Source organism: Humidisolicoccus flavus (assembly GCF_045689595.1).
GTDB classification, from domain to species: Bacteria; Actinomycetota; Actinomycetes; order Actinomycetales; family Microbacteriaceae; genus Humidisolicoccus; species Humidisolicoccus flavus.
On record NZ_CP142724.1, the window covers coordinates 1,051,693 to 1,074,290 of the forward strand.

At 64.6% G+C, this 22,598-nt stretch carries 15 protein-coding genes; 2 read left to right on the plus strand and 13 right to left on the minus strand.

Features of this window, described 5'->3' with window-relative positions; all coding sequences use genetic code 11:
* Positions 1–34 precede the first annotated feature (34 nt).
* The 5 genes from U2H20_RS05010 to U2H20_RS05030 all read right to left on the minus strand — a co-directional run bounded on the left by U2H20_RS05010 (position 35) and on the right by U2H20_RS05030 (position 5,264).
* Positions 35–994, minus strand: coding sequence for an AAA family ATPase (locus tag U2H20_RS05010; RefSeq protein ID WP_430593597.1), 960 nt, complete (start codon positions 992–994; stop codon positions 35–37).
* 178 nt (positions 995–1,172) lie between these two features.
* Entirely contained in the window at positions 1,173–2,321 is a 1,149-nt protein-coding gene (gene ispG / locus U2H20_RS05015) for a flavodoxin-dependent (E)-4-hydroxy-3-methylbut-2-enyl-diphosphate synthase (RefSeq protein WP_430593394.1), read from the minus strand.
* A 46-nt stretch (positions 2,322–2,367) separates the two neighbouring features.
* On the minus strand, positions 2,368–3,702 hold the full coding sequence (locus tag U2H20_RS05020) for a M50 family metallopeptidase (RefSeq protein WP_430593395.1): 1,335 nt from the start codon (positions 3,700–3,702) through the stop codon (positions 2,368–2,370).
* 9 nt (positions 3,703–3,711) lie between these two features.
* A complete protein-coding gene (locus U2H20_RS05025; RefSeq protein ID WP_430593396.1) occupies positions 3,712–4,797 on the minus strand; it encodes a 1-deoxy-D-xylulose-5-phosphate reductoisomerase in 1,086 nt (361 codons plus the stop codon).
* Positions 4,794–5,264, minus strand: a complete 471-nt coding sequence (locus U2H20_RS05030; RefSeq protein WP_430593397.1) for an OsmC family protein — start codon at positions 5,262–5,264, stop codon at positions 4,794–4,796. The genes U2H20_RS05025 and U2H20_RS05030 overlap by 4 nt, the downstream gene beginning before the upstream one ends.
* Positions 5,265–5,312: 48 nt before the next feature.
* Between U2H20_RS05030 and U2H20_RS05035 the strand changes: the two genes are divergently transcribed.
* Positions 5,313–6,638, plus strand: a complete 1,326-nt coding sequence (locus tag U2H20_RS05035) for an aminotransferase class III-fold pyridoxal phosphate-dependent enzyme (protein ID WP_430593398.1) — start codon at positions 5,313–5,315, stop codon at positions 6,636–6,638.
* Positions 6,639–6,675: 37 nt separating this feature from the next.
* Positions 6,676–7,800: an alanine dehydrogenase gene (ald, locus tag U2H20_RS05040; protein WP_430593399.1), complete on the plus strand. Its 1,125-nt coding sequence runs from the start codon at positions 6,676–6,678 to the stop codon at positions 7,798–7,800.
* Here ald and U2H20_RS05045 read toward each other — a convergent pair.
* Genes U2H20_RS05045 through U2H20_RS05080 form a run of 8 tightly spaced genes read right to left on the minus strand, consistent with a single transcriptional unit; the run spans position 7,749 to position 22,463 of the window.
* Positions 7,749–10,556, minus strand: a complete 2,808-nt coding sequence (locus tag U2H20_RS05045; protein WP_430593400.1) for an FtsK/SpoIIIE domain-containing protein — start codon at positions 10,554–10,556, stop codon at positions 7,749–7,751. The two genes, ald and U2H20_RS05045, sit on opposite strands and share 52 nt — an antisense overlap.
* A gap of 12 nt (positions 10,557–10,568) precedes the next feature.
* Entirely contained in the window at positions 10,569–10,937 is a 369-nt protein-coding gene (locus U2H20_RS05050) for an FHA domain-containing protein (RefSeq protein WP_430593401.1), read from the minus strand.
* The gene (locus U2H20_RS05055; RefSeq protein ID WP_430593402.1) at positions 10,934–13,117 is read right to left on the minus strand and encodes a transglutaminaseTgpA domain-containing protein; all 2,184 of its coding nucleotides are present in this window, start codon (positions 13,115–13,117) and stop codon (positions 10,934–10,936) included. The genes U2H20_RS05050 and U2H20_RS05055 overlap by 4 nt, the downstream gene beginning before the upstream one ends.
* Complete coding sequence (locus tag U2H20_RS05060) at positions 13,114–14,286, minus strand: DUF58 domain-containing protein (protein ID WP_430593403.1); 1,173 nt, start codon at positions 14,284–14,286, stop codon at positions 13,114–13,116. The genes U2H20_RS05055 and U2H20_RS05060 overlap by 4 nt, the downstream gene beginning before the upstream one ends.
* Positions 14,286–15,275 (minus strand): AAA family ATPase, encoded by a 990-nt coding sequence (locus tag U2H20_RS05065; protein ID WP_430593404.1) that lies wholly within the window; start codon positions 15,273–15,275, stop codon positions 14,286–14,288. Before U2H20_RS05065 ends, U2H20_RS05060 begins: the two co-directional genes overlap by 1 nt.
* The gene (locus U2H20_RS05070) at positions 15,272–20,071 is read right to left on the minus strand and encodes an Ig-like domain-containing protein (RefSeq protein WP_430593598.1); all 4,800 of its coding nucleotides are present in this window, start codon (positions 20,069–20,071) and stop codon (positions 15,272–15,274) included. The genes U2H20_RS05065 and U2H20_RS05070 overlap by 4 nt, the downstream gene beginning before the upstream one ends.
* A complete protein-coding gene (locus tag U2H20_RS05075) occupies positions 19,999–21,072 on the minus strand; it encodes a hypothetical protein (protein ID WP_430593405.1) in 1,074 nt (357 codons plus the stop codon). Before U2H20_RS05075 ends, U2H20_RS05070 begins: the two co-directional genes overlap by 73 nt.
* Positions 21,069–22,463 carry a serine/threonine-protein kinase gene (locus tag U2H20_RS05080; RefSeq protein ID WP_430593406.1) on the minus strand — a complete coding sequence of 465 codons (1,395 nt, stop codon included), beginning with the start codon at positions 22,461–22,463 and terminating at the stop codon, positions 21,069–21,071. The genes U2H20_RS05075 and U2H20_RS05080 overlap by 4 nt, the downstream gene beginning before the upstream one ends.
* Positions 22,464–22,598 lie beyond the last annotated feature (135 nt).

A 22,598-nucleotide genomic window follows, 5' to 3' on the forward strand; every position in this document is an offset into this window, starting at 1 on the left:
TTGACCTTGAGCAGCCTGCGTCGCATGGAAAGCCCTACGGGGTTCGAACTGCGCCGAAAATGGCGTCAACCATCTGTTCGGACGTGACGCCGTCTGCCTCGGCCTCGTAGCCGAGGATCAGGCGGTGGCGGAGAATCGAGTGCCGCAGCGCCTTGATGTCCTCTGGAATCACGTAATCACGGCCGTTGATCAGCGCGAGCGCACGAGCCGCCTTCGAGAAGTTGATCGAGCCGCGCGGGCTCGCACCGTACTGGATGTAGCTCGCGAGGTTCTCCCCGATGTAGTCCTTCGCGTGCCGCGTGACGTACATCAATTGCACGATGTAGTTCGTGATCGCCTGATCCACGTACACCCGCTTCGTCAGCGACTGCAGCATTCGGATCTCGTCGAGGCTCGCGACCGCGTGCGGGTCCTGCTCGAAGACGCCCGATTCGATCCTTCGGACGATCTCGGCCTCTTCGGTCGGGCTCGGGTACTGCAGGATCTCCTTCAACAGGAAGCGGTCGAGCTGGGCTTCGGGCAGCGTGTACGTGCCCTCCTGCTCGATGGGGTTCTGCGTTGCCAAGACGAAGAACGGGCTCGGAAGGTCGAAGGTCTCGCCGCCGATCGAGGTCTGGCGCTCCTGCATCGCCTCGAGCATCGCCGACTGCGTCTTCGCACTGGAACGGTTGATCTCGTCGAGCAGGACGAAGTTCGCGTGCACCGGGCCGAGCTGCGTTCGGAAGTTGCCCTCACGAGCGTCGTAGATCTGAGTTCCGACGATGTCAGAGGGCAGGAGGTCTGGCGTGCACTGGATGCGGTGGAAGCTCGCGCTCACCGACTCTGCGAGTGTCTGGGCCGCGGTGGTCTTCGCGAGGCCGGGCACCGATTCCATGAGCACGTGTCCGCCGGTGAGCAAAGCGATCAGCAGCGAGCGCAGCAGATCGGTCTGACCGACCACTCGGGAGGAGAACGCCTGCTGGATCTCGGTGATGACGCGAGCGGCCTCCGTCATCTCGCTGCTCTCGATTGCTTGCCGGCCTGGCGTCTGATGCGTCACGGGGATCCTTCACAGTGTTGAGTTGCGCCACTCGGCGCAACGTCGGAGAAATTCGAGCCTAGAGGTGTCGCTTGAGCGGAGTCTGTGTGCACTCTGGGGAACACCCGAGTGCACGGGCACCGGGCCTCCTCGCTTACTTCGAGGTGACGACCGTTGCTTCGCCGCTTGGCAACTCGGGGTTCTCGGCCGCGATCCGGCGAGCTTCTTCGATGAGGGTCGCAACGATCTCCGACTCGGGGACGGTCTTGATGACCTCGCCCTTCACGAAGATCTGCCCCTTCCCGTTGCCGCTCGCGACTCCGAGGTCGGCTTCGCGAGCCTCTCCGGGGCCGTTCACGACGCATCCCATGACGGCAACGCGAAGCGGCACTTGGACGTCCTTCAATCCTTCGGTGACGTCCTCGGCGAGCGTGTACACGTCGACCTGTGCACGACCACACGATGGGCAGGAGACGATCTCGAGCTTGCGCTCACGAAGGTTCAGCGACTGCAGGATCTGCAATCCGACCTTGACCTCTTCGGCAGGAGGCGCCGAGAGCGAGACGCGAATCGTGTCGCCGATGCCTTCTGAGAGCAGGATGCCGAACGCGGTCGCGCTCTTGATCGTGCCCTGGAATGCCGGACCGGCCTCGGTGACGCCGAGGTGCAGTGGCCAATCGCCGCGCTCAGCGAGCATGCGGTAGGTCTTCACCATGACGACCGGGTCGTTGTGCTTCACCGAAATCTTGAAGTCGTGGAAGTCGTGCTCCTCGAAGAGGCTCGCCTCCCAGATCGCGCTCTCGACGAGCGCTTCCGGCGTCGCCTTCCCGTACTTCTGCAAGAGCCGAGGATCGAGGCTCCCAGCGTTGACGCCGATGCGAAGACTGACGCCCGCATCTTTCGCGGCCTTCGCGATCGCGCCGACCTGGTCGTCGAACTTCCGGATGTTCCCCGGGTTCACTCGAACTGCCGCGCATCCGGCGTCGATCGCCTGGAAGACATACTTCGGCTGGAAGTGAATATCCGCGATCACGGGGATCTGGCTCTTCTTCGCAATGATGTGCAAGACGTCTGCGTCGTCCTGGCTCGGGCAGGCGACGCGAACGATGTCGCATCCCGTTGCCGTGAGCTCGGCGATCTGCTGGAGCGTGCCATTGATGTTCGTCGTGGGGGTGGTCGTCATCGACTGCACAGAAACCTGCGCGTCACCGCCGACCTTGACCGAGCCAACGTTGATTTGGCGGCTCTTCCTGCGCGGTGCCAGTGTGAGCGGCTCGGGCTTCCCGAGATTAATTGCAGCCATGACTCCAAGCCTATTGCGCCAATGAGGGCGCGTTGATCTCCGACCGTTACTCGCCGAGCAGCGAAACGGGTTTCACGATGTCCGCGTAGATGAGCAGGAGGCTCATTGCGCCGAGCAGCAGGGTCACGACGAGCGTGACGGGGACCCATTTCGCGGTATCGAGATGACCCGGATCTTTTTTGCCGCGAATCTTTGCGAAGCCCCGGCGAATCGCGTCGAGCACTGCGCCGAGGATGTGCCCGCCGTCGAGCGGCATCAGCGGAATGAGGTTGAAGACGAACAGTGCCACGTTGAGCGAGGCGAGCATGCCCATCAGCGTGCTGGCGCGCTCTGCGACAGGCATCGTGTCGAGGGAGACGATCTCACCGGCAAGGCGCCCGACACCGACGACGCTCATCGGCCCCTCCGGGTCGCGCTCCCCTGGCCCGAACGCCGCGACCGCGATGTCGACGAGGCGCTGCGGAAGATTCAGGATGACGTTTCCGACTCGTTCGACGACATCCCAGACCGCCGGCCCGACTGCGGTGATCGGCTGCTGCTCGGTGATCGCGAGGGGCGAAATTCCGATGAAGCCCACCGTTTCGGTCACCGGAAGGCCGTCGTCGCCGCGGATCACGGCGTTGGCTTCGTCAGTGGCGTAGCGTTCCGTCGCCATGGGGGTCACGGTGACGTCCTGCACCGTGCCGTCTCGCTCGATCGCGAAGACCGTCGGCCGGTCCGCGCGTTCTTGAATGGCGGCCTGCACCTCGTTCCAGGAGTCGATCTGGACTCCGTCGATCGCGACGATCGTGTCACCCGCGCGGATTCCGGCTTCTGCGGCCGGAGCCAGCGGATCGTCGGCGGTGCATTCCTGGCGCTCTGAGGACACCGCGATGACACACTCGGAGACAGCGCTCACCGTGTTCGTATTGACCGCGACGCCGAAGCCGCACAGCACGACCGCCATCAAGACGAAGGCGAGCACCAGGTTCATGGCGGGGCCGCCCGCCATGATGATGATGCGCTTCCAGAACGCGAGCTGGTAGAAGGCTGCTTTGTCTTCACCGACGGGAATCGATTCCGCACTCTGCTCGCGGGCGTCTTGCGCGAGCACCTGGAGGAATCCCGTGCTCGAAGCGCGCGGCTTGGCCCCTGGTGCTGCCGGCGGGAACATGCCCGCCATCGAAATGTAGCCGCCGAGCGGGAGCGCCTTTACTCCGTATTCGGTGCCGCGGACCGTGCGAGAGAAGAGCGTCTTTCCGAAGCCGACCATGTACTGGCCGACGCGGACACCGAACAGCTTCGCAGGGACGAGGTGACCGACTTCGTGCAGAGCGATCGAGACGAGCAGCCCGACGAAGACAATGATCACCCCGAGGGCGTACAGCAGGACGAATTCCACCGCTGAATGCTAGCGCTTCGAACCGAGGATTTGGTCTGCGTGCGAGCGGGCCCACGCTTCTGCCGCGAAGACCGCCTCGAGGCTGAGTTCGCCTGCTTCATGATCGGCCACGACCCGCTCGATCGTCGGAACGATCTCGGTCCAGGCGATCTCACCGCGGTGGAAGGCAAACACCGCCTGCTCGTTCGCGGCGTTGAACACCGCGGGGAATGTTGACCCGAGCGATCCGACGTGCTTCGCCAATTGCACCGCGGGGAAGGCGACTTCGTCGAGCGGTTCGAACGTCCAGGTGCTCGCGCTGGTCCAATCCAGTGGTGCTCCGACTCCCGCTGTTCGCTCCGGCCAGTGCAGTCCGAGCGCGATCGGCAGGCGCATGTCGGGCGGTGAGCACTGCGCGAGCGTCGAACCGTCGACGAACTCGACCATCGAGTGCACGATCGACTGACGGTGGACGGTGACGTCGATCGCATCGAAGGGGACATCGAACAGGAGGTGCGCCTCGATCACTTCGAGACCCTTGTTGACGAGTGTCGATGAGTTCGTCGTGACGACGAGACCCATGTCCCAGGTCGGATGCGCGAGCGCGTCCGCTGGTGTGACCCCGTGCAATTCAGCGGTGGTCTTCCCGAAGAACGGACCACCGCTCGCAGTGAGTACGAGGCGTGCGACCTGATCGGCACGAGCGCCCTGCAGGCACTGCGCGATCGCCGAATGTTCGCTATCGACGGGGACGATCTGTCCGGGCGCCGCAGCACTCGTGACGAGCGTGCCGCCCACGATCAGGCTCTCCTTATTGGCGAGCGCAAGGGAACTACCGGTGGCGAGTGCGCTCAACGTCGGACGAAGGCCTGCAGACCCTGTGATCCCGTTGACGATGACGTCGGCCTCGACCGACTCGATGAGCGCAACCGCGCCATCAGTGCCGAGCGCGGTCTCAGACACGCCGAACTGCGCGGCCTGTTGGGCGAGCGCCTCGGCATTTCGGCCCGCGGAGAGACCGACGACCTCAAAGGTGTCGGGGTTCTTCGCAATGACATCGAGGGCTTGCGTTCCGATTGACCCGGTTGATCCGAGCAGGAGCACACGACGCTTCACGCTGCGACCTCGATCACCGGCTCATGACGAACGGGGAAGGCGACGCTCTGCGCGATGAAACAGTTCTTCGAGGCTTCAGCGTGTGCTTCCAGCGCGGCCTCGCGCATGTCCTCGTGAGCGACCACGACGCGTGGACGCAACACCGCTTCCGTGAACGCACCACCCATGCCGCTCGTGACCATCGTGCCGAGCGAATTGTCGGTGTACTCCACGACCACGACGCCGCGCTGGACTGCCTGGTGCAGATACGAGAGCATGTGGCACTGCGTGAGTGCAGCGAGCAAGAGCTGCTCTGGGTTCCAGCGCTCTCGATCACCGTGGAAGGTTTTGTCGGCGCTGCCCGCGATCGGCTGCAAACCGGGTGCACTCACTTCGTGCGCGCGTGAATAGTCGCGGTAGCCGCTGGTTCCCGAACCGCGATTCCCCTGCCAGACAACCTGAATCTCGTACGAATGATTGTTGTGCACAAAATAAGGGTATCCGGGGCAGAAGTTCGGCGTAACATAAAGGGCATCATGACTGACACTCTCACGCCTCAGGCTCGCTCAATCGTTACTGCAATTCCGGGTCCGAAGAGCGAGGCTCTTCGAGCACGAAAAGAAGCCGCCGTCTCCGACGGTGTCGGACTGACGTTCCCGATCTTCATCGAGAGCGCGCACGACGCGCTGCTCACCGATGTCGACGGCAACCGCTTCATCGACCTTGGGTGTGGCATCGGTGTCACGACAATCGGTCACACGAACGAAGCGGTCGTTGCGGCAGTGCAGGAGCAGGTCGCGCTCCTGACCCACACGCTCTTCGCGTGCACGCCCTATGAGGTGTACGTGCAGGTCGCAGAACACCTGCAGCAGCTCACGCCAGGCGATCACGATAAGCGCACGCTGCTGGTGAACTCCGGCAGCGAAGCCGTGGAGAACGGGGTCAAGATCGCTCGTCGCGCGACCGGTCGCCGCGCGGTCGCGGTCCTCGAGCACGGCTACCACGGTCGCACGAACCTCACCATGACCATGAACTTCAAGCCGGCGCCGTACGCCACCGGCATGGGGCCCCTCGCCTCCGACATCTTCCACGTGCCGGGCAGCTACCCGCTCCGCGACGGACGCACCGGTGCAGAGGCCGCGAAGCACAGCATCTGGTACCTCGAGCGTCACGTCGGCATCGACGACCTCGCGTGCCTCGTCGTCGAGCCGATCCAGGGTGAGGGCGGATTCATCGTCCCCGCAGACGGCTACCTTGCAGCAATGCAGGAATGGTGCACGAAGCACGGCGTCGTCATGATCGCCGACGAAGTGCAGTCGGGTGTTGCCCGTACCGGCAAGGTCTTCGCGTCCGAGCACTTCGACTGGGTCCCAGACCTCGTCCTGAGCGCAAAGGGCATCGCTGGCGGCATGCCGCTGGCAGCAGTCACGGGTCGTGCAGAAATCATGAACGCGGTCCACGCCGGTGGACTCGGCGGAACCTTCGGCGGCAACCCGGTCGCCTGCGCGGCGGCCCTCGCTGTCTTCAGCGAGCTCGAGTCGAAGGGCGCAGTCGCCCGTGCCGCTGCAATCGAGCAGGTCATCAGGCCACTGCTCGAAGGCATTCAGGAGCGCCACCCTGTGATCGCCGAGATCCGTGGTCGCGGTGCAATGATCGCGATGGAATTCCTCGACGAGAACAAAGAGCCGCTCGCGATCGCGAAGGCTGTGAGCGATGCTGCGTTGCAGCGCGGCGTCGTCGCGCTCACCGCTGGCACCGACTACAACGTCATCCGGCTTCTGCCGAGTGTTGCAATTACCGATGCGCAGCTCGAAGAAGCAATCGGAGTGCTCGAAGAAGCAATCGTCGACGCCGGCTACTAAGCCCCGGTCGGCTCCCCCGGAGCCTAGACTTGCGGGTATGAACATTGGCGTTCCAAAAGAAATCAAGAACAACGAATTTCGAGTCGCGTTGACCCCGAGCGGGGTGCACGATCTGCACCTCGCCGGGCACCGAGTCGTCGTTGAAACCTCCGCCGGAATCGGGAGCGGCATCAGCGACGATGCCTACCGCGAGGCCGGCGCCGAAATCGCTCCGGATGCGCGCTCCGTATGGGAGCAGTCTGCACTGATCCTCAAGGTCAAAGAACCCGTTGCGAGCGAGTACCAGTTCTTCCGCGATGATCTCGTGCTCTTTACGTATCTCCACCTCGCGGCCGACCGCCCGCTCACCGATGCGCTGATCGCGAGCGGCACGACAGCAATCGCGTACGAAACGGTGCAGCTTGCGAACCGTTCGCTCCCGCTGCTCGCCCCGATGAGCGAAGTCGCAGGACGGCTCTCTGTGATCGTCGGCGCCGCAACGCTCATGCGCCCATCGGGTGGAGCTGGGATTCTGCCTTCTGGCGTCCCGGGCACGCACGCGGCGAACATCGTGGTCCTCGGAGGCGGTGTTGCCGGAACGAACGCCGTGCAGATGGCTGTCGGGCTCGGCGCACGAGTCACTGTGCTCGACACGAGTGCGCAACGGCTCCGCGAGCTCGATCACCACTACGCAGGACGAGTTTCGACACTCGCCTCGAATGCTCTGACCGTCAAGCAGGCGGTCGCGGACGCCGACCTCGTAATCGGCGCAGTGCTGATTCCTGGAGCGCGAGCACCGAAGCTCGTGACCAACGACATGGTCGCAGCCATGCGGCGCGGTTCCGTGCTCGTCGATATCTCTGTCGACCAGGGGGGATGCTTCGAAGACTCCCGGCCCACCACGCACGAGAACCCGACCTTCCCAGTTCATGACGCCGTGATGTACTGCGTGGCGAACATGCCCGGCGCAGTGCCGCAAACCTCGACCTACGCGCTGACGAACGCGACCCTGCCCTATGTCGCCGCCATCGCGAACCAGGGATGGCGTGCTGCACTTCGCGGCAACGAGGCGCTCGGACACGGATTGAACGTGCATGCCGGAGTCGTGACGAACGCAGGAGTGGCGAACGCTCATTCGCTCCCCGCTGAATCAGTTGAGGCTGCGCTCGCTGCGGGTGCGTGAGGGCTGAGCCGAACAAAACGCCCCTGCCGGAAGAGCCACGCTGCCTCCCCCACCATGAGTGGCGGGAGCGCAGCGCTCGGCAAGAGCTGACGCACCTCTTTTGGCGTACAGCCGAGAAAGACCAAGGGACGCGCTGCACTCCACCGTGTGAACATCGCCCACTGTCCGAGCCATTCGCTCACCGAGCCGCGCACCATGATGTCTTCGCGGTCTCCTCCCTCACTGAGGTGTGCTGAGCGCAGCTCCGGAAGATACTTCGAGTGCAGTTCGCTCGAGAACTCACCGTGAATGACGAGGCAGTCGTGTGCCACGGCGCCAGCCTCGGCGAACTGCGCTTTCGCAGGGGAAGCACTCGGCGCGGTCCTCGATGGCACGAGGAGTTGCACGCGCTCATCGCGAAGCCAACCCCCTCCGGCCGGCACCGCAGGATCGAACACAGCGGATTGCACGCCGAGCATCACGTGCTCGTGTTTGCTCGCGGAGCGCAGCACCACGAGGTTCTCAGCGAGTGCAAGAACAGGAGCCACGATGTTCGAAGACCTTCGAACGGTCATGACGATCGAATGCCCGAGTGGACCACCGGCGCGCATGCGATGTGCAAGGCGTTGCACGAGATGCATGCCGTATTCGTCGCCCGCCTGCTGCACGAGCAGGTCGAAGTCGTCGATGAGCAGCACTCCAGGTTGAATCGGTGTTGCCAAGGCGTCCCAGAGCGCAGCGGTTTCGTTGACGAGCACAGCATTCGGCAGAGCAGCGAGTCGGTGCGTCAGCCAGGTTTTCCCGCTCGTCCGAGCACCGACGACGGCGAGATTGCCGTCGCGGATCTCATTCCACCGCCAGGCGACGAGCGCCTGATCAGCAGGTCGGTCGATGATCGCCACGATCGGGTTCGACGAGTTCTGACGTGCGCGACGGGGCGTCGTGCCTGCCGAAGTGGCGCACAGGAGCTCTGCGGCGCCATCGTCGATGGATGATGGCAGGGGCTGTCTCCAGGGGCGCCGCGGAGCGTCATGCAGCCTTGAGCGCGCCATGGTCTCGTCGAGGAGCGCCTGATCGCTCAAGGCGGTCTGCGCCTCGTAGACATCACGCCCTGCGATCGCGACCACACAGCGGCCCCGGTGTTCGAGCGTGAAGTGCGCGGCCGCAGGAACCCCCGTGAGCGCAACGGCATCGGCGGCCTCCGTGACCCGGAGGGAGATCCTGATCCCGGTATTGGCCAGCACTGCGTCTCGGAGCGCGACCGCTGGACGTTGCGTGCAAAGGATCAGATGGATCCCGAGGGAGCGCCCTCGAGCGGCCAGGTCGGTGAAGAGTTCATGGAGTTCGGGAAACTCCTGCAGCATCGCCGCGAATTCATCGACGACGATGACAAGCCTCGGTAGCTTGCCGCCGCATTCCTCGAGAGACCGTGCACCCAGTTCTGCGAGCGCACGCTCCCGGGCTCTGAGCTCGGCCCGGAGGCTCTCGATGGCACGCCGTGCTGCGTGTGCGTCGAGGTCGGTGATCACGCCGACGCAGTGCTGCAGACCTGTCAGCGGACCGAAGCTCGCCCCTCCCTTGAAGTCGACGAGCAGGATCGCGAGTTCCTTTGGCGTGGCCGTGGCTGCAAGGGCAGCGATCCAAGAGATCAGGAGTTCACTCTTGCCCGATCCGGTCGTGCCACCGACGACCGCGTGCGGCCCGTCGTGCACGAGATCGATCGTTGCCGCCCCATCGGTGCTGACAAGGAAGCGCGCGCCGAGCCCTGCCGAGCGTTCCTGTCGGATCTCCGATAACGCGACGGCTCCCGGCAGTCGCTGCGCTCCGTGTGAGAACCCTGCGGCGACAGCAGCAGCATGGAGCTGCTGCACGCCGTCGATGGATTCGCGCAGAGAGAGCGCCTCGGCGATCACCTCGGTGACCTCGGCCACTTCTGCACCGTGCACCGCGACTTCTGTGAACCCTCCCGCGATCACCGCGCGGCAGTCTCGCGGGAGCATCGCAGCATCGGATGCGAGCGCAAGCGTGAAACCGATCGTGTCGCCGAGCACGCGCACGTGCGTCGTCGGTGATTCTTGGAACTCCACGTGATGCGGGAGCGCTTCGGTCCAGCGCCATTCCCTCGGACCCTCGACGATGACTCGTACCGATGCGGGCGAAAGCGTTCCGAGTACCGAGAGCAGCACCGCGCGCAGGATCGCCGCCCCGATCTGCACGGGAGCAACGATGCCGATGCCCTGCGCGGCGTCAAGGACGACCGGTTGGCCACTCAGACGCGTTGCCTGCTGCACGAGCGCATCGCCGAGATCGCGAGTGACTCGATCAACCGTGTGCGCATAGGGCTGCACTCGCAGTGCGCTCCGCGCGACGCCGAGTCCGACTCGAACGGGCACCGTACCTGGTGCCTCGCTCTGCCAACGACTCGGATCGTTGTCTGGGCGATGCAGGAGCGCTCGCGCGTCTGGGTATCGAGTCAGCAACTGCTCGCGCTCGAGAGCGTGCAGTCGCGTGACCTCCTGCTCCAGAGAAGTGAACTGCGAGGCGACACGTCGCTGTTCGTGGACTCGGTGGCGGCGTCTTGAGATCGCGCCGTCGCCGAGGCCAGCGATCGCGATGACCGGTCCGAGCGCTGCGAAAATCAGCACCGTTGGCGAGGAGGTGATCGCCCACAGCGCCAGGGCCCCAAAAACGGGCGCAACTGACGCCAACAATGGAAAACTCCCGCGTGCCGGGTCTGTGGGAGGCTGCGGGAGTTCGAGAGCGTTCGTGTGCGGCATTGCCGCAGTTGATCAGTTTGTCTCGTCGAGGTGCGAAGAAGAGTACGGTCCTGTGGAGTGCTGGCCGCTCTCGAGCTGTGCGGAGAGTCGACCGAATCGGATCAGCTGCGAGGGGTCGAAATGCACGCGCCTACGAGGATCGAGCGCCCGTTGTGAATCCGCGCCCACCAGGAGCGTGCCATTCATCGAATGGCAGTCCATGATCCACACACCGCTCTCGTCACGACCGATCTCGAAGTGGGTCTTCGACACCGAACGGCTCGGATCGATGACACTCACCACGACGCACTCTTCTCCGGGGTGCACCGCAGGCGAGCGACCGACGATCATCCGATCGCTGAGTTCGACCCGCTGTCCGGTGCTGAAGACGATTGCTGTCACCGTTTCATACTTTCACGATCCCGCTGCCAAGAGCGAAGTGAAAGTTTCGAACGCACGCGATCGATTCGGCGCTGTCCGGCACGGATCTCGGCGACCAGGCGATCAGAGCGGACCCAGGCCTCCTGAATCGCCCGCGACCTCGGCTGCCCTGACCCGAAGATCGCACCGTCGACGATCCGCGCCAATTGCACCGCCTCGGCGTTGTCTCCGGCGAACTCGATCCGCGTCTGGGTGCCCTGACGTGGGCCTCCACTGTCGATCACGGCATCGAGGTACTCGTCCCAGCTTCCGCTCACGCGATCCTCACGAGTGTTCGCTCGCCATCGCCGCTGCCGCCGGAAGGCTTTCGAGAGCACGATCGCGAGGATCGGACTCGCAAGCACCACGAGACCCAGCAGGCTGAAGCCGATCGAACGCAGGACGATGACGAGCGTCTGATCGGTGTCCCTCGACAACGGTGCGTCTGGCAAGGGATTGTTGTTGCCGATTTCGACCTCGGTGCCGCCCTCCGGCAGATTCGGTTGGCTCGGTGGGCCGAGTTGGGTCCCCGGCTGCGTCGGATCGTCCTCTTCTTCCGGGATCGGTCTCGGCGCCGGAGTGACGTTGATGGCCTGCCACCCCTGCGTGGTCTGGACTTCGACCCACGCTGAGATATCAGCGCCCGTGACATCGACGAGGTCACTCTCGCCAACGCTCGGGGCGAAGCCGAGGACGACTCTGGCACTGAATCCGACCTCGTTGAACAGCAGTGCGGCCGCCGTCGCATATTGCTCGGCGTCGCCGATCATGGTGCCCGTGAAGAGTTCTTCGATCCGCATGAGCGAATGACCGGGTCTGCTTTCGACTCCCCCGAGTTCGATGCCGTGGCTGATGTAGCCCTCGGTCATGAACCCTTGCACGATCGCCGAAAGCCGCTCGCCGGGAGACTCCGCCCCGGCGACCCACTCGGCGAGTTTTGCGGCAGCCTCCTGCGGCAGCGACACGTCGTCGGGTGCTGCGTTGTAGGGAGTCAACTCCGAGAGGGTCTCAGTCGGGGTCGGCAGGACGCCCGTGTACTCGTAGGTGTCACCCTGTTGCAGGCCCCGGGCGACGGCGATGCTGCCGGTGGAGGAATTCACGTACAACGATTCCTGTAGGACGAACCGGTTGTTGCCGACGAAACTCAAACCGGTGCCGTCGCCGAGACTCGGCACCCAGGAACCCGAGTATTCGTTGATCGAAATGCCAAGCTGCACCGCGTCGCCGAGCGACATCGTCGAGCCGAACTGCCGAGGCACACGGACGAACTCGTGCGCGGACGAGACCCCGAAGACCTCGCCGTCATAGGAGTCGAGCGTGACCAGACGAACACGCGCGCCGTCTGGGAGCCCGCTTACTCGAAACTGCACGGCGTCGGCGACGTCTGGTTGCAACCAGGAACGATAGAGCGAGAGCGGACTTTGCTGCTCGGTCGCGAAGGTAGGGAGCGCGGGTTCTGTTCGAAGCACGAACCGTTCTCCGAGCGGAATCGACTGCGCTGCGAGCCCGCCGATCGTGAGTGCGATGGTGCCGGCGACAACTGCAGCCACCCCTCGACGCGCGATTGCGCTGAACGTGCGTCGGATCTGCCGCCGGCTACGAGAAACCCGGACGAACGAGACGAAGACGGTGACGGTCGCAACGATGCCGAGCCCGCCGAGGATCGCAGAGGGCGTTGCGAACGGCCCCCAGAGGATTCCCCAGAGGAAGACGACCACCGGGAACACCGCAGCGAACTCCTGCTTCCGCGCGCGCAGGACGATCGAGTAGCCCGCGATCGAGGTGACGAGCAGCAGGATCAACGGCGCGATGAGGAGTCCGTCGGTCGTGCCCAACGGCAGCGACATCGTGAGAATCTTTCGCCAGGACTCCCAGATCGCAGCAACGAAGGACTGCGCTGATGCAGGCGACAAGGATTGCAGTCGAGCGGGATCAGCAAGCGGAAGAGCGAGGATGCAGAAGCTGAGCAGCCCGAGCACGATCATGGTGAGCGCAGAGAGCTTTCGCCACGCACCGAGGAGTGCGATCAAGTTGCCGACGAGGACCGTTCCTGCGATCAGGATGAGGAGCTGCGGAGATTCGTAGATCGGCCACATCGGAATGCACGCCGCCAGGATCGTGAACGTGAACAGCGTGAGAGCGAAGAGCGCGCGGCCGATCATGACAGGGAGCCCTGCTCGAGAACGCGGGCAAGGTCGTCGAGGACCCCGAGCGTCACCACCGTGCTGCTGCCGAGCTGCACGACCGCCGGCACCGCGTCTGCATCGCACCGGACCACAACGGCGTGCATGGAGTGCGGCAACTGCTGCAGCGCGAGTCGTAGCTCTCGGGCGCCCACCCCGGAGCCGACGAGCAACCACGCAATCGACGCGCTCGAAGACAGCGAAATGCGTCGTGCGAGTTCGGTGATCGTTGCTTCGCTCTCCGCGGCGACGTCGGCGAGCCCGTCGAGCATCCGAGCACGCGTGCGGACATCGAGCTCTGGAACGTCGCCCTTCGGCGTCGGGCTCGTCACGAGCCGGAGCCCGCGAGAGTCGAGCAGTGCGTCCTGGCAGAGTGTCGCGGCGACGCCGACCGCCAGCTCGAAATCGGCTGCCGTGTGTTCGGTGCCGTTCGTCGAAAGGGCAACGAGCACGTCACTGCGCTTGGACGGTTCGAACTGTCGGACGAGCAGGGATCCGCTCTTCGCGCTCGAGCGCCAGTGCACGATTCTCGGGTGGTCTCCCGGGGTGTACTCGCGAAGGCTGTGGAACGAGATGTCGTCCGCCGCGAACTCTGCTGCGGCGATCCCCTCGAGGTCTCGGACGTGACCGGTCGCGATGCCCGGAATCCTCACGGTTCTCGGGTGCACGACGAGCTCCGCGACGCCCGTCAGATTGTGCGTTCGACGCATCAGGCCGTACGGGTCGGTGCGCACGAGCGACATCGGGCCGATGCGCACCCGCCCACGCAGTCGAGTATCGAGGTCGATGACGTGATCGGACGAGCCGCCAACGGGCAGAGGTTCGAGGTCGATTCGCAAACTGTCGTCGTCGACGGCGAGATTGATACTCGACGGAGACAAGCGCCGGGTCGCCCGAGTCACGGTCACCGTGGCGCTCGCCGCGGCGCCGACGGCGACTCGTTCGGCTTCGAGCGTGATGTGGGCACCGACGGAGCGGGTTCCGGCGATCCAGGGCATCGCCAGCAGGATGAGTGTCATCGAGCCTGCGGAGATCACGACGAGTTCGCGCCATCCGAACAGCAGCGCGAGCACGATGCAAACGAGCGCAAGCACAAGCATTGCCCACCCCCAGGGGGTGAGCAATCGCCGTGCCTGCGCAGCACGCATTACGCAGAGAGCCTGTCGCGAGGCGGAGGCGTTTCAATCACGAGCTGCTGCACGATGCTCTCCGCTGTCACACCGTCGAACTCGGCCTCCGGTTCGAGCACGATACGGTGCGCGAGCACCGGGATCGCGAGCGCTTTCACGTCGTCGGGAGTCACATAGGCACGGCCATCGATCGCGGCGTAGGCACGCGCGGTCTTCATGAACGCGAGCGCACCGCGAACACTGACACCGAGGCGTACCTCATCGGCGATCCGAGTGGCTTCGACGAGTCGTGCGATGTAGTCGGAAATCGAGGGGTCAACGTGCACGGTTCGGACCACAGCGATCAGTTCGCTCAACGCCGCGGTCGTGACGATCGGCTGCAGGTCTGCCGGATCGACAGCGCCCGTCGCGCCTTCGAGAATGCGGAGCGTCGAGGCGTGGTCTGGGTATCCGATGGAGGTTTTCAGGGCGAAGCGGTCGAGTTGCGCCTCGGGCAGGCGGTAGGTGCCCGACTGCTCGATCGGGTTCTGCGTTGCAATGACCATGAACGGGCGTGGTGCGTCGTGGCTCACGCCGTCGACAGTGACTCGCGCTTCCTCCATGACTTCGAGAAGCGCGGACTGTGTCTTCGGGCTCGCGCGGTTGATCTCGTCGGCAAGCACGATGTTCGCGAACACCGGCCCTTTCCTGAACTCGAAATCACCGCGGTGCTGATCCCAAATTCCAACACCCGTGATGTCACTGGGCAGGAGGTCGGGAGTGAATTGCACGCGTGACGCGCTCCCGTCGATGGTCGCGGCGAGCGCCCGAGCGAGCGATGTCTTCCCGGTGCCGGGGTTGTCTTCGATGAGCAGATGTCCCTCGCTCAGCAGCGAAGTGAGAACGAGCCGGATCACGTGCGCTTTCCCGATCACCACGCGCTCGACGTTCGCAACGATCTCGGCCGCAGCCTGCGCGATGAGAGCAATCGGTTCGTTGTCTCGTTCGCCCGGCAAAATTGCGCTCATTCTTCCGCTCCGCACTGTATTGAACTCGGGTTGGTGTCTTCCCAGGTCTGTAGCTTGTTCTGACTATTCGCAGTCACGATACCGGTCACCTGCACTCGGGTCGCGTCGGCCGGAACGTTCGGGGCGAACGCGGGATCAGCCGGACTCGACCATTCCGTCCACGATCCATCGACCTGGAACCGGGTCTTGATCGTGAAGGAGACCGGGGCGACCGCGCCGTTGGCAAGCGGTGGCGCGCTGACACTGAGTTGCTGGTCGATGACACAGGTATTGATGATCGCGGCCAGCAGATAGGGGCTCGCAGAACCGAGCCGCTGCGGTGTACTGCAGTTCTTGCCGGAGGAGTCTTGCGAACCCGTGCACGCTCGCAGTTCGACCGCGGTCGAAAGCCCGGCGTTTTGCGCGGTCACCCGAGTGACGAACCCGCCATCGACGGGGAAGTCACGCCAGGCATCCCATCCTGAACCGTTGGTGTTCACTCGAACCTGGAAGTAGTCGACGCCGGGCAGCCGCTGCTCGCCCGTGACGCGGAGGTCTGCTGCGTCACCGTTGGCGCGCACGGTCACCTGCAGTGACGCGGTCGGTGCGTTCGGGACACCGGAGATCGCTCGGGACACCGAGGTGGAGCAATACCAGCCGTTGTCGGCGACGATCACGTACACGAACTGCTGACCACGTGGCAGGCGGTGCTCGAAGGTTTGGTCGCGCGAGCCAGAGGCCCGTCCGTCGCCGCTGGAGGTGCACTCGGGGACATCGGTGCCGACGCGCACCGGTCGCACCGTGTAGAGCACGTTCGTGGCCCCACCAGCGTTCGCTGCGCCCCAGTTGACGTCGATCGTGTCGGGATCGTCAGCATTTCTCGTCGCAAAGATCGTGCCGACCGAGGAGGGCGGCCCGATTGCGGTGACCGAGGTCGATGTGAACTGCCACCGGTCGACGGGAACATTCGCGGCGTTCACCGCGGCGACCGCGACCGAGTACACCCGGCCGGTCTGCAATTGCCCGTCGGTGTTCGGGAACTCGGCCGTCACCGCGTCGCTGGGGACCTCCTGCTGCACGTCGACGCCATTGCCGGTGACGCGCACGATGTATCCGGAGATCGGGGTGCCTCGGCTCGGATCGGGGACGGTCGCCCACGACACCTGCAGCGAGCCACCGTTCGCAGCGACCGTGGTGGGACGGGCGGAGACCGAGGTCGGCGCCTCGGGGAGCCAGTCGACCCGCATGACCTCACTGGGAGCACTCGGCACGCTCTCACCAACAGCGTTTCTCGCGATGACGCGGAATTGGTAGTCGCGGCCGGCATCGAGCGAGTCGAGCACGCAAACGAGCTGCAGTCCGCACTCGAAACTCTGGTTGTCGGCGACGATGCGATAGCTCGTGATCGCCGAGTTATTGGCCTCGGGTGGCGTGATGCGCAGTGCAATCGAGCCATCGACATGGGCCGCCGTCTCTCGAGTCGGCGCGGCAGGTTGTGAAGGGACATCCTCGAGACGCACCGTCACGCTGCCCCACACCGAGCGCGAGGCGAGGCCGGTCGCATCGAGCACTCGATACTGCATCGTGAATTCGCGAACCTCGGCGGTGCTACTCGCGGCGAATTCGATCGTGCCGTTTTCGCTTGCGCGAATGGTGATGCCCTGCGGATACCCGCCGCCGACAGCTCGGGTCTCCACGAGCCGCAACGGGGTGTCCGGGAACGGGTTCGTGGCTTCGTCGTTTTCGAGCACATTGATGCTCGTGGACGAGCCTCGTGCGAGCGCGATCGCGTCGGGCTGTGGAGATGCCAAGGGTCTCGTCGAACTCACGATCGCGATCGTGATGATTCCTTCGCTGCTCTCGCCTCGCTCATCGGTAACACGGAGCGTGAGTTCGCTTCTCGCGCCCGGTGTCGCATTCGATGCAGTCTGGAGTTGGAGATCGCTGCCCGAGATCGCCGCAGTCACCGCGGACGGGGTGCCTTCTTCGAGCGTGTAGGTGACGTCCCCGCTCTCCTCGCTCACACCCGTGGTGAGGCGGGTGAGGTCGAGCGAGCGGTCACTGCCCGGCTCGACTTGCAGAAACGTGCTGAGCAGTCGTGGCGGCTGGTCCTCGTCGGGGAGCACCGTGATCGGGAGTACAACGGTCGAGACGCGTCCTTCGGGGTCGCGCGGTGAGTCACCGTCGGTCACTTCGATCGCAACGGAAGCCTGACCGCTGAACCCTGGAGCAGCCGTGAACCGGATCGTGCTGGAGTCGACCACGATGTTCGAGCCGTCGGAGTGCTGCGGAACCACCCGCTCTCCCGTCAGGAGCGGGGTGTTTCCGTTGACCGTCAGGATCTGTTCTGCCAGCGGAATCGTCACGGGAGTCTGCCCGACCGTCGTCACGGGCTCGGCGGCAGGGTCGAGTTGCGGGAGCGAGTCCTGGTGACCTGGCACGAAGATCAGTGCGGTCTGCTGCACTGCCGGATCCTCGCTCCGGAACACGGTGAACGGAACGATCCGGCTGCGCTCACCGATGTCGATCGAGACGATGAAACCGTCCTGCTCAACGCCCGTTTGCGAGACAGGCAGCGCGATCTCGAGTTGTGCCGCGTCTCCGTCTGCAATGGAGATCACGTCGGAGAGATCAACGTCGACGGTCTCTTCATCGATGATCGCGCCGAGACCGACCGTGACGTCGTTGGTTTCCGGAACCGGGAGCGGGGCGTCACGATCGACCGTGACGGTCAACCACGCGTAGGCGGTGGAGCCACGAGAGTTCTCGATTGCATAGAGCACACCGAACTCGCCCTCCTCTGCGCCCGCACTGATGAGGAGCACCTCGTCGGTGAAGCTCGCGGCGGTTGACTCGACCGAGACGATCTTCAGGGGAAGGCCGAACGGGTCCCGGTCGTTCTCGAGCACGGGGACGGCGATCGTCGTGCCGGGTCGGACCGAGACCTCGTCGGGGAGCGCGAGGGGGCTCGCATCGACGCTGCCCGCCGGTGCGACACCGACCGTGATCGTGCCGGTCGCCCGAGCACCCAGCGCATCGACGACCTCGTAGGTGAAGGAGTCGGTTCCGACCGCATAATCGCTCGCCCGGTAGGTGATCGAATCCGGGCCTCGCGAGACGACTGAGCCGAGCAACGGCGGCGAAGACTGGCCCAGGAGCGTGACCGTGTCGCCGTTGGGGTCGATGCCGTAGATCGGGATCGGGATCACGACGAGTTCGCCGGCGACCACGCGGGCGCTGACGTCACGAGGGTTCGGCGGCGAGTTGGTGACGTCGTCTGGGGCGACCACCTGAATCGTCACCCGAGCCTGCGAGCGCAGGCCGCTCTCGGTCGTCACGGCGTACACCGCCTCGTAGGTCCCGACCTCATCGGGTGCGACATACCTCAGGACGTTCCGAGAAGCGAAGAGCAGTCCTTCGCCGGGGCCGAGCGGTGTCACGAGTTCGGGGACGAGCGAGAGGGGCTCACCCTCGGGCTGCTCGTCGTTGGCGAGCACCGCGATGTCGGTCGCGCTGCCGGGTCGCACCTGGACCACGTCGTCTCGAGCGATCGGCGCCTGCGGTGTTCCCGTCGCTCCCACCTGAATGACCGTGATCGTGCCGGTCGAGGAGGAGGCACCGTTCGAGATCGTGTAATTGACGTCGACGGGCCCCGTGATGTCATCGGTCAAGGTCAGGCGAATGGTTCGCTGTTCGATGACGGTCGCCACGACCGGAGTATCGGGGCCGACCGTCGTACCGGTGACGAGCAGCACGCTTCCGGAGGGGTCGAGATCGCTCGTCGTCACATCGATCTCGCGCGTCGCCAACGGCGGGATCGCGACGACATGCGGGCTCGTCTGCGGTGGAGTCGAGACGTCGACCGCCGCCGCGACCTCGATGCGGATGTTCCCGGTCGCCGTTGATTGCCCGTCGGTGACGACGTATTCGAGCAGCAGCGAGCCAGGCTCTTCGGGAATGACGGTGATTCGGTTCGCGGCGAAATCCGCACGGACCGTTGCTCCCTCGAGTTGCGGAACATTGTGCAGCGCGATCGGACCCTGACCGCCGTGCGCTGAGAGCAAGGGGTCCAGCTCGAGCGACTCACCCGCGCGCGCGAACACTGCGAAGGAATCGGCAACGAGCGGCGGCGCCCCATCGGTCGATACTGCGACGACCACTGATCCTGTGGACTGCTCACGGCCGTCGGAGACGACGAGGTCGATATCGCGCAGTGCCCCGACTCCCCCGTCGGTGAACTCGATCCGTCCGTCCGGGCGATAGCGAATATCGTCGCCGCCAGCAACAGCGGCTGAGACCAGGATCAGCTCGTCGCCGTCAGGGTCGATCCAGTCGTTCAGGACGTTCGCCGAGACGGTGCCGTTCGCAGCGACTCTGAGTGTCGAGGGCAATGCTTGTTCGGGCGGCGAATTCTGATCCGGGGCCGAAATCGTGACGGTCGCCACTGCGGAGTCCTCTCCGCCACGACCATCGGAAATCGTGTACGGGACCTGGAGTTGCCCGCTCGCCGTCGAATCGAGCGTCAGCAGGATCCCCTGGCCATCTTGACTGATCGCGGTCTGCGCGGGCGTCTCGCCCACTTCGGTGATCATGATCGGATCGCCGTTGTCATCGCTGTCGTTCACCATGACGCGAAGCAGGGTCGTTCGCCCTGGCCGCGCACCGAGTTCATCATCGTTCGCGACCGGCGGGACCTGCTCGATGTTCTCCGGCGCGTCCTCGACCGGGAGTTCGTCGTCGACGATCAGGTCAGCGTCTGGTGGGGGTCCGACATCCCCCAGTCGTTGACGAGGACACCCTCTCCGCCGAGCGTCCAGGAGTTCCCCGTTTCCGGCGAGGTCAGCAGCAGCGAGTTCTTCCGGTTGGCGATCGCCAGCGATTCTGAATATTCGAAGCCTTCGAACGTCAGGACGTTTCGTTCGAGTCCGCACTGGCGGATCCCGGCGCCCTCGGCCCACACCCCGAAGATGCAGCCGGAGATCACGAGAGGTCGAACCGGCGTCGAGTTCGTTCCACCGGCGAGCACGGTTGCTTCGCCACTCGAGCTCGAGAAACGCACGAGCCCCTCGTTGCTCGCCGCGACCACGCCTCGGTTCTGCGCGGGAACCTGGATCGCGAGCGTTGGATCGTCGGTCGAGATTTCCCACATCGGTGTCGAGAGCGAGCCGCTGACCGAATCGAACACGATCCAGCCTGCCGCATTGGCACTCACGACCAGTTGGGGGTCGTTCGGTGACATCGGAACGGGATCGGAATTGATGGTCTCGCCCGTTGCGATCTCGATCGTCACGATGCTGCCGAGGCCGGGTGACGCGGCGTACAGGTAGTCGCCGTAAAGCACCGCCTCCGCACCCTCGCCGAGTGCACTCGTCGGCGGTGTCGCCGTCTGAAAGGCACCGATCTCGCTACTCGGCATGAGCCACACGTCGCCGGTGGCATGATCGAGGACCGCCGCGTTGTCGCCCTCCAGCAAGACGTCTGCGCCGGCGGGGATCGGCACCGGGTCACTGAGGTTCCCGAGCACCGGGTCGATCACGCGAAGTGTCGAGGCGAGTCGGTCGAGGACGACGATCGTGTCTTCGGTCTGGACGATCTCCGAGGCACGGCCTTCGAGCGCAATGACGGAGTCGATGCCGGAAATTCCAGTGTTGATCCGCCCGACCGCATCGAGATCTTGGTTCGCCACCCACACCGAGCCATCGTCGAGCTCAGGGTGGAGCGCTTCGTAGCCCGGGCTCAGCGCAGCGGCAACGACGAGACCACTCGCCAACAGCCCACCGATCGTGAGTGCCGCGAGCGTTTTGCCACCGAATCTCACGGCAGCACCTCGGCGCAGCGAGTGATGCTCTCGCCTGTCGAACCCTCGCGGTTCACTGCGACTTCGACGCAGACTTCCTCGCCCGGAACGCCGGTCATCGTGAACTCGTTGGTGCGCTGGATCATTGCCTCGTTGTTGGAGGTGCGCACGAGGTACGAATCGGTGTCGAGCATCCCCGGGTCTTTCCAGGTGAACTCGACCGCACCGGAGGTTTGCTGCGCGTCGATCGCCTCGACGCGCGGGATCCCGCCGGCGAGCGTGGAGAAGGCGATCACCGCAACACCGATGATCGCGAGCACGAGCACCGTTCCGACACCGATCGCCGCTCCGAGAATGAGCTGCTTTCTGGGTTCCTCATGCGTGTGCTGCCGGGTGCGCAGGCTCGTCTCGCGGACTTCGGCCTGCGTACTGAGGTCGATCCGTTCGATGTGCGCGCGCCGTCGAGGGCGCTTCGGGCGTTCCGCGATCATCGGAGCGGCCACCGTGTTGTCGCTGGCCTCGGGCACGACATCGACCGTCCAGGGGTCCATCGTGACTTCGATGGAGGTGACCGGGAGGTCGAGTGCTCGCTGCACGTTCTGCAGTTCGACGAGCATCTGGTAGATACTCTGTGGCCGATCTCCCGGGCGCGGTGCGAGCGACGACTTGATGATCCGCTCGAGCTCGGCGGGAACGTCGTCACGGTGCAGGGGCTGCAACTGGTTCGAGGTGATTCGGTCGACGAGCTGCGCGGTTCCATTGAGCCGGTCGGGGATCTCCGCGGGACTGCGGCCTGCGAGCAGCGAATAGAGCGTCGCACCGAAGGCGAAGACCTCGGTCGCGATGGTCCCTGCGGTTTCTTCTCGCAGGACCTCAGGCGCCGACCACGGCACCGAGACGCCGATCTGCGCGTCGACCTCCGCTTGGGAGCTGCCGGCGATTCCGAAGTCACTGAGCACCGGATGCCCATAGGCGGTCGTCATGATGTTCGCTGGCTTCACGTCGCGGTGCAGGGTTCCGGCCTGGTGAGCGGTTTCGAGTGCGCTCCCGATTCGGATCATCATGTCGAGCGATTCCGCGACCGAGTACGGGGTTTCGCGGAACCGCGAGCCGACCTGCGCCGAGCAGAGCTCCATCACGATGTACGGCCGACCATCGCTGGAAACGCTCGCTTCGTACACGGTGAGAATGTTCGGATGCGCCGAGAGCTGACCCATCAGATTCACTTCGGACTGGAACATCGTGCGCACCGCATCATCGACGAAGTCAGCGAGCATGACCTTCACCGCGACAGGTCGCCGAGGCATGTTCTGTTCGTAGAGGAAGACGTCGGCGAAACCGCCGGTGCCGACGATGTGCAAGTGAGCGAATCCGGGCAGGACGGGCGGGGAAGACGGCAGTCTTCTTGCCATTGGATTCCCCCTCACCAAACGATGCGCGGCGCTTGCGCCTCATCGGCGCTCGTGCTGCGACCGCGCGAATGCTGCGCGCATCATCAAATTCTACCGCGGGCAGATTTGCGAGGCGAGAGCAGTCGGCTTCGGGTT

Bases quoted from the DNA above. Each gene is read 5' to 3' on its own strand.
- U2H20_RS05010 (WP_430593597.1), bottom strand. From the start codon at position 994: ATGACGGAGGCCGCTCGCGTCATCACCGAGATCCAGCAGGCGTTCTCC.
- ispG (WP_430593394.1), bottom strand. From the start codon at position 2,321: ATGGCTGCAATTAATCTCGGGAAGCCCGAGCCGCTCACACTGGCACCG.
- U2H20_RS05035 (WP_430593398.1), top strand. From the start codon at position 5,313: ATGACTGACACTCTCACGCCTCAGGCTCGCTCAATCGTTACTGCAATT.
- ald (WP_430593399.1), top strand. From the start codon at position 6,676: ATGAACATTGGCGTTCCAAAAGAAATCAAGAACAACGAATTTCGAGTC.
- U2H20_RS05045 (WP_430593400.1), bottom strand. From the start codon at position 10,556: ATGCCGCACACGAACGCTCTCGAACTCCCGCAGCCTCCCACAGACCCG.
- U2H20_RS05055 (WP_430593402.1), bottom strand. From the start codon at position 13,117: ATGATCGGCCGCGCGCTCTTCGCTCTCACGCTGTTCACGTTCACGATC.
- U2H20_RS05060 (WP_430593403.1), bottom strand. From the start codon at position 14,286: ATGCGTGCTGCGCAGGCACGGCGATTGCTCACCCCCTGGGGGTGGGCA.
- U2H20_RS05065 (WP_430593404.1), bottom strand. From the start codon at position 15,275: ATGAGCGCAATTTTGCCGGGCGAACGAGACAACGAACCGATTGCTCTC.
- U2H20_RS05080 (WP_430593406.1), bottom strand. From the start codon at position 22,463: ATGGCAAGAAGACTGCCGTCTTCCCCGCCCGTCCTGCCCGGATTCGCT.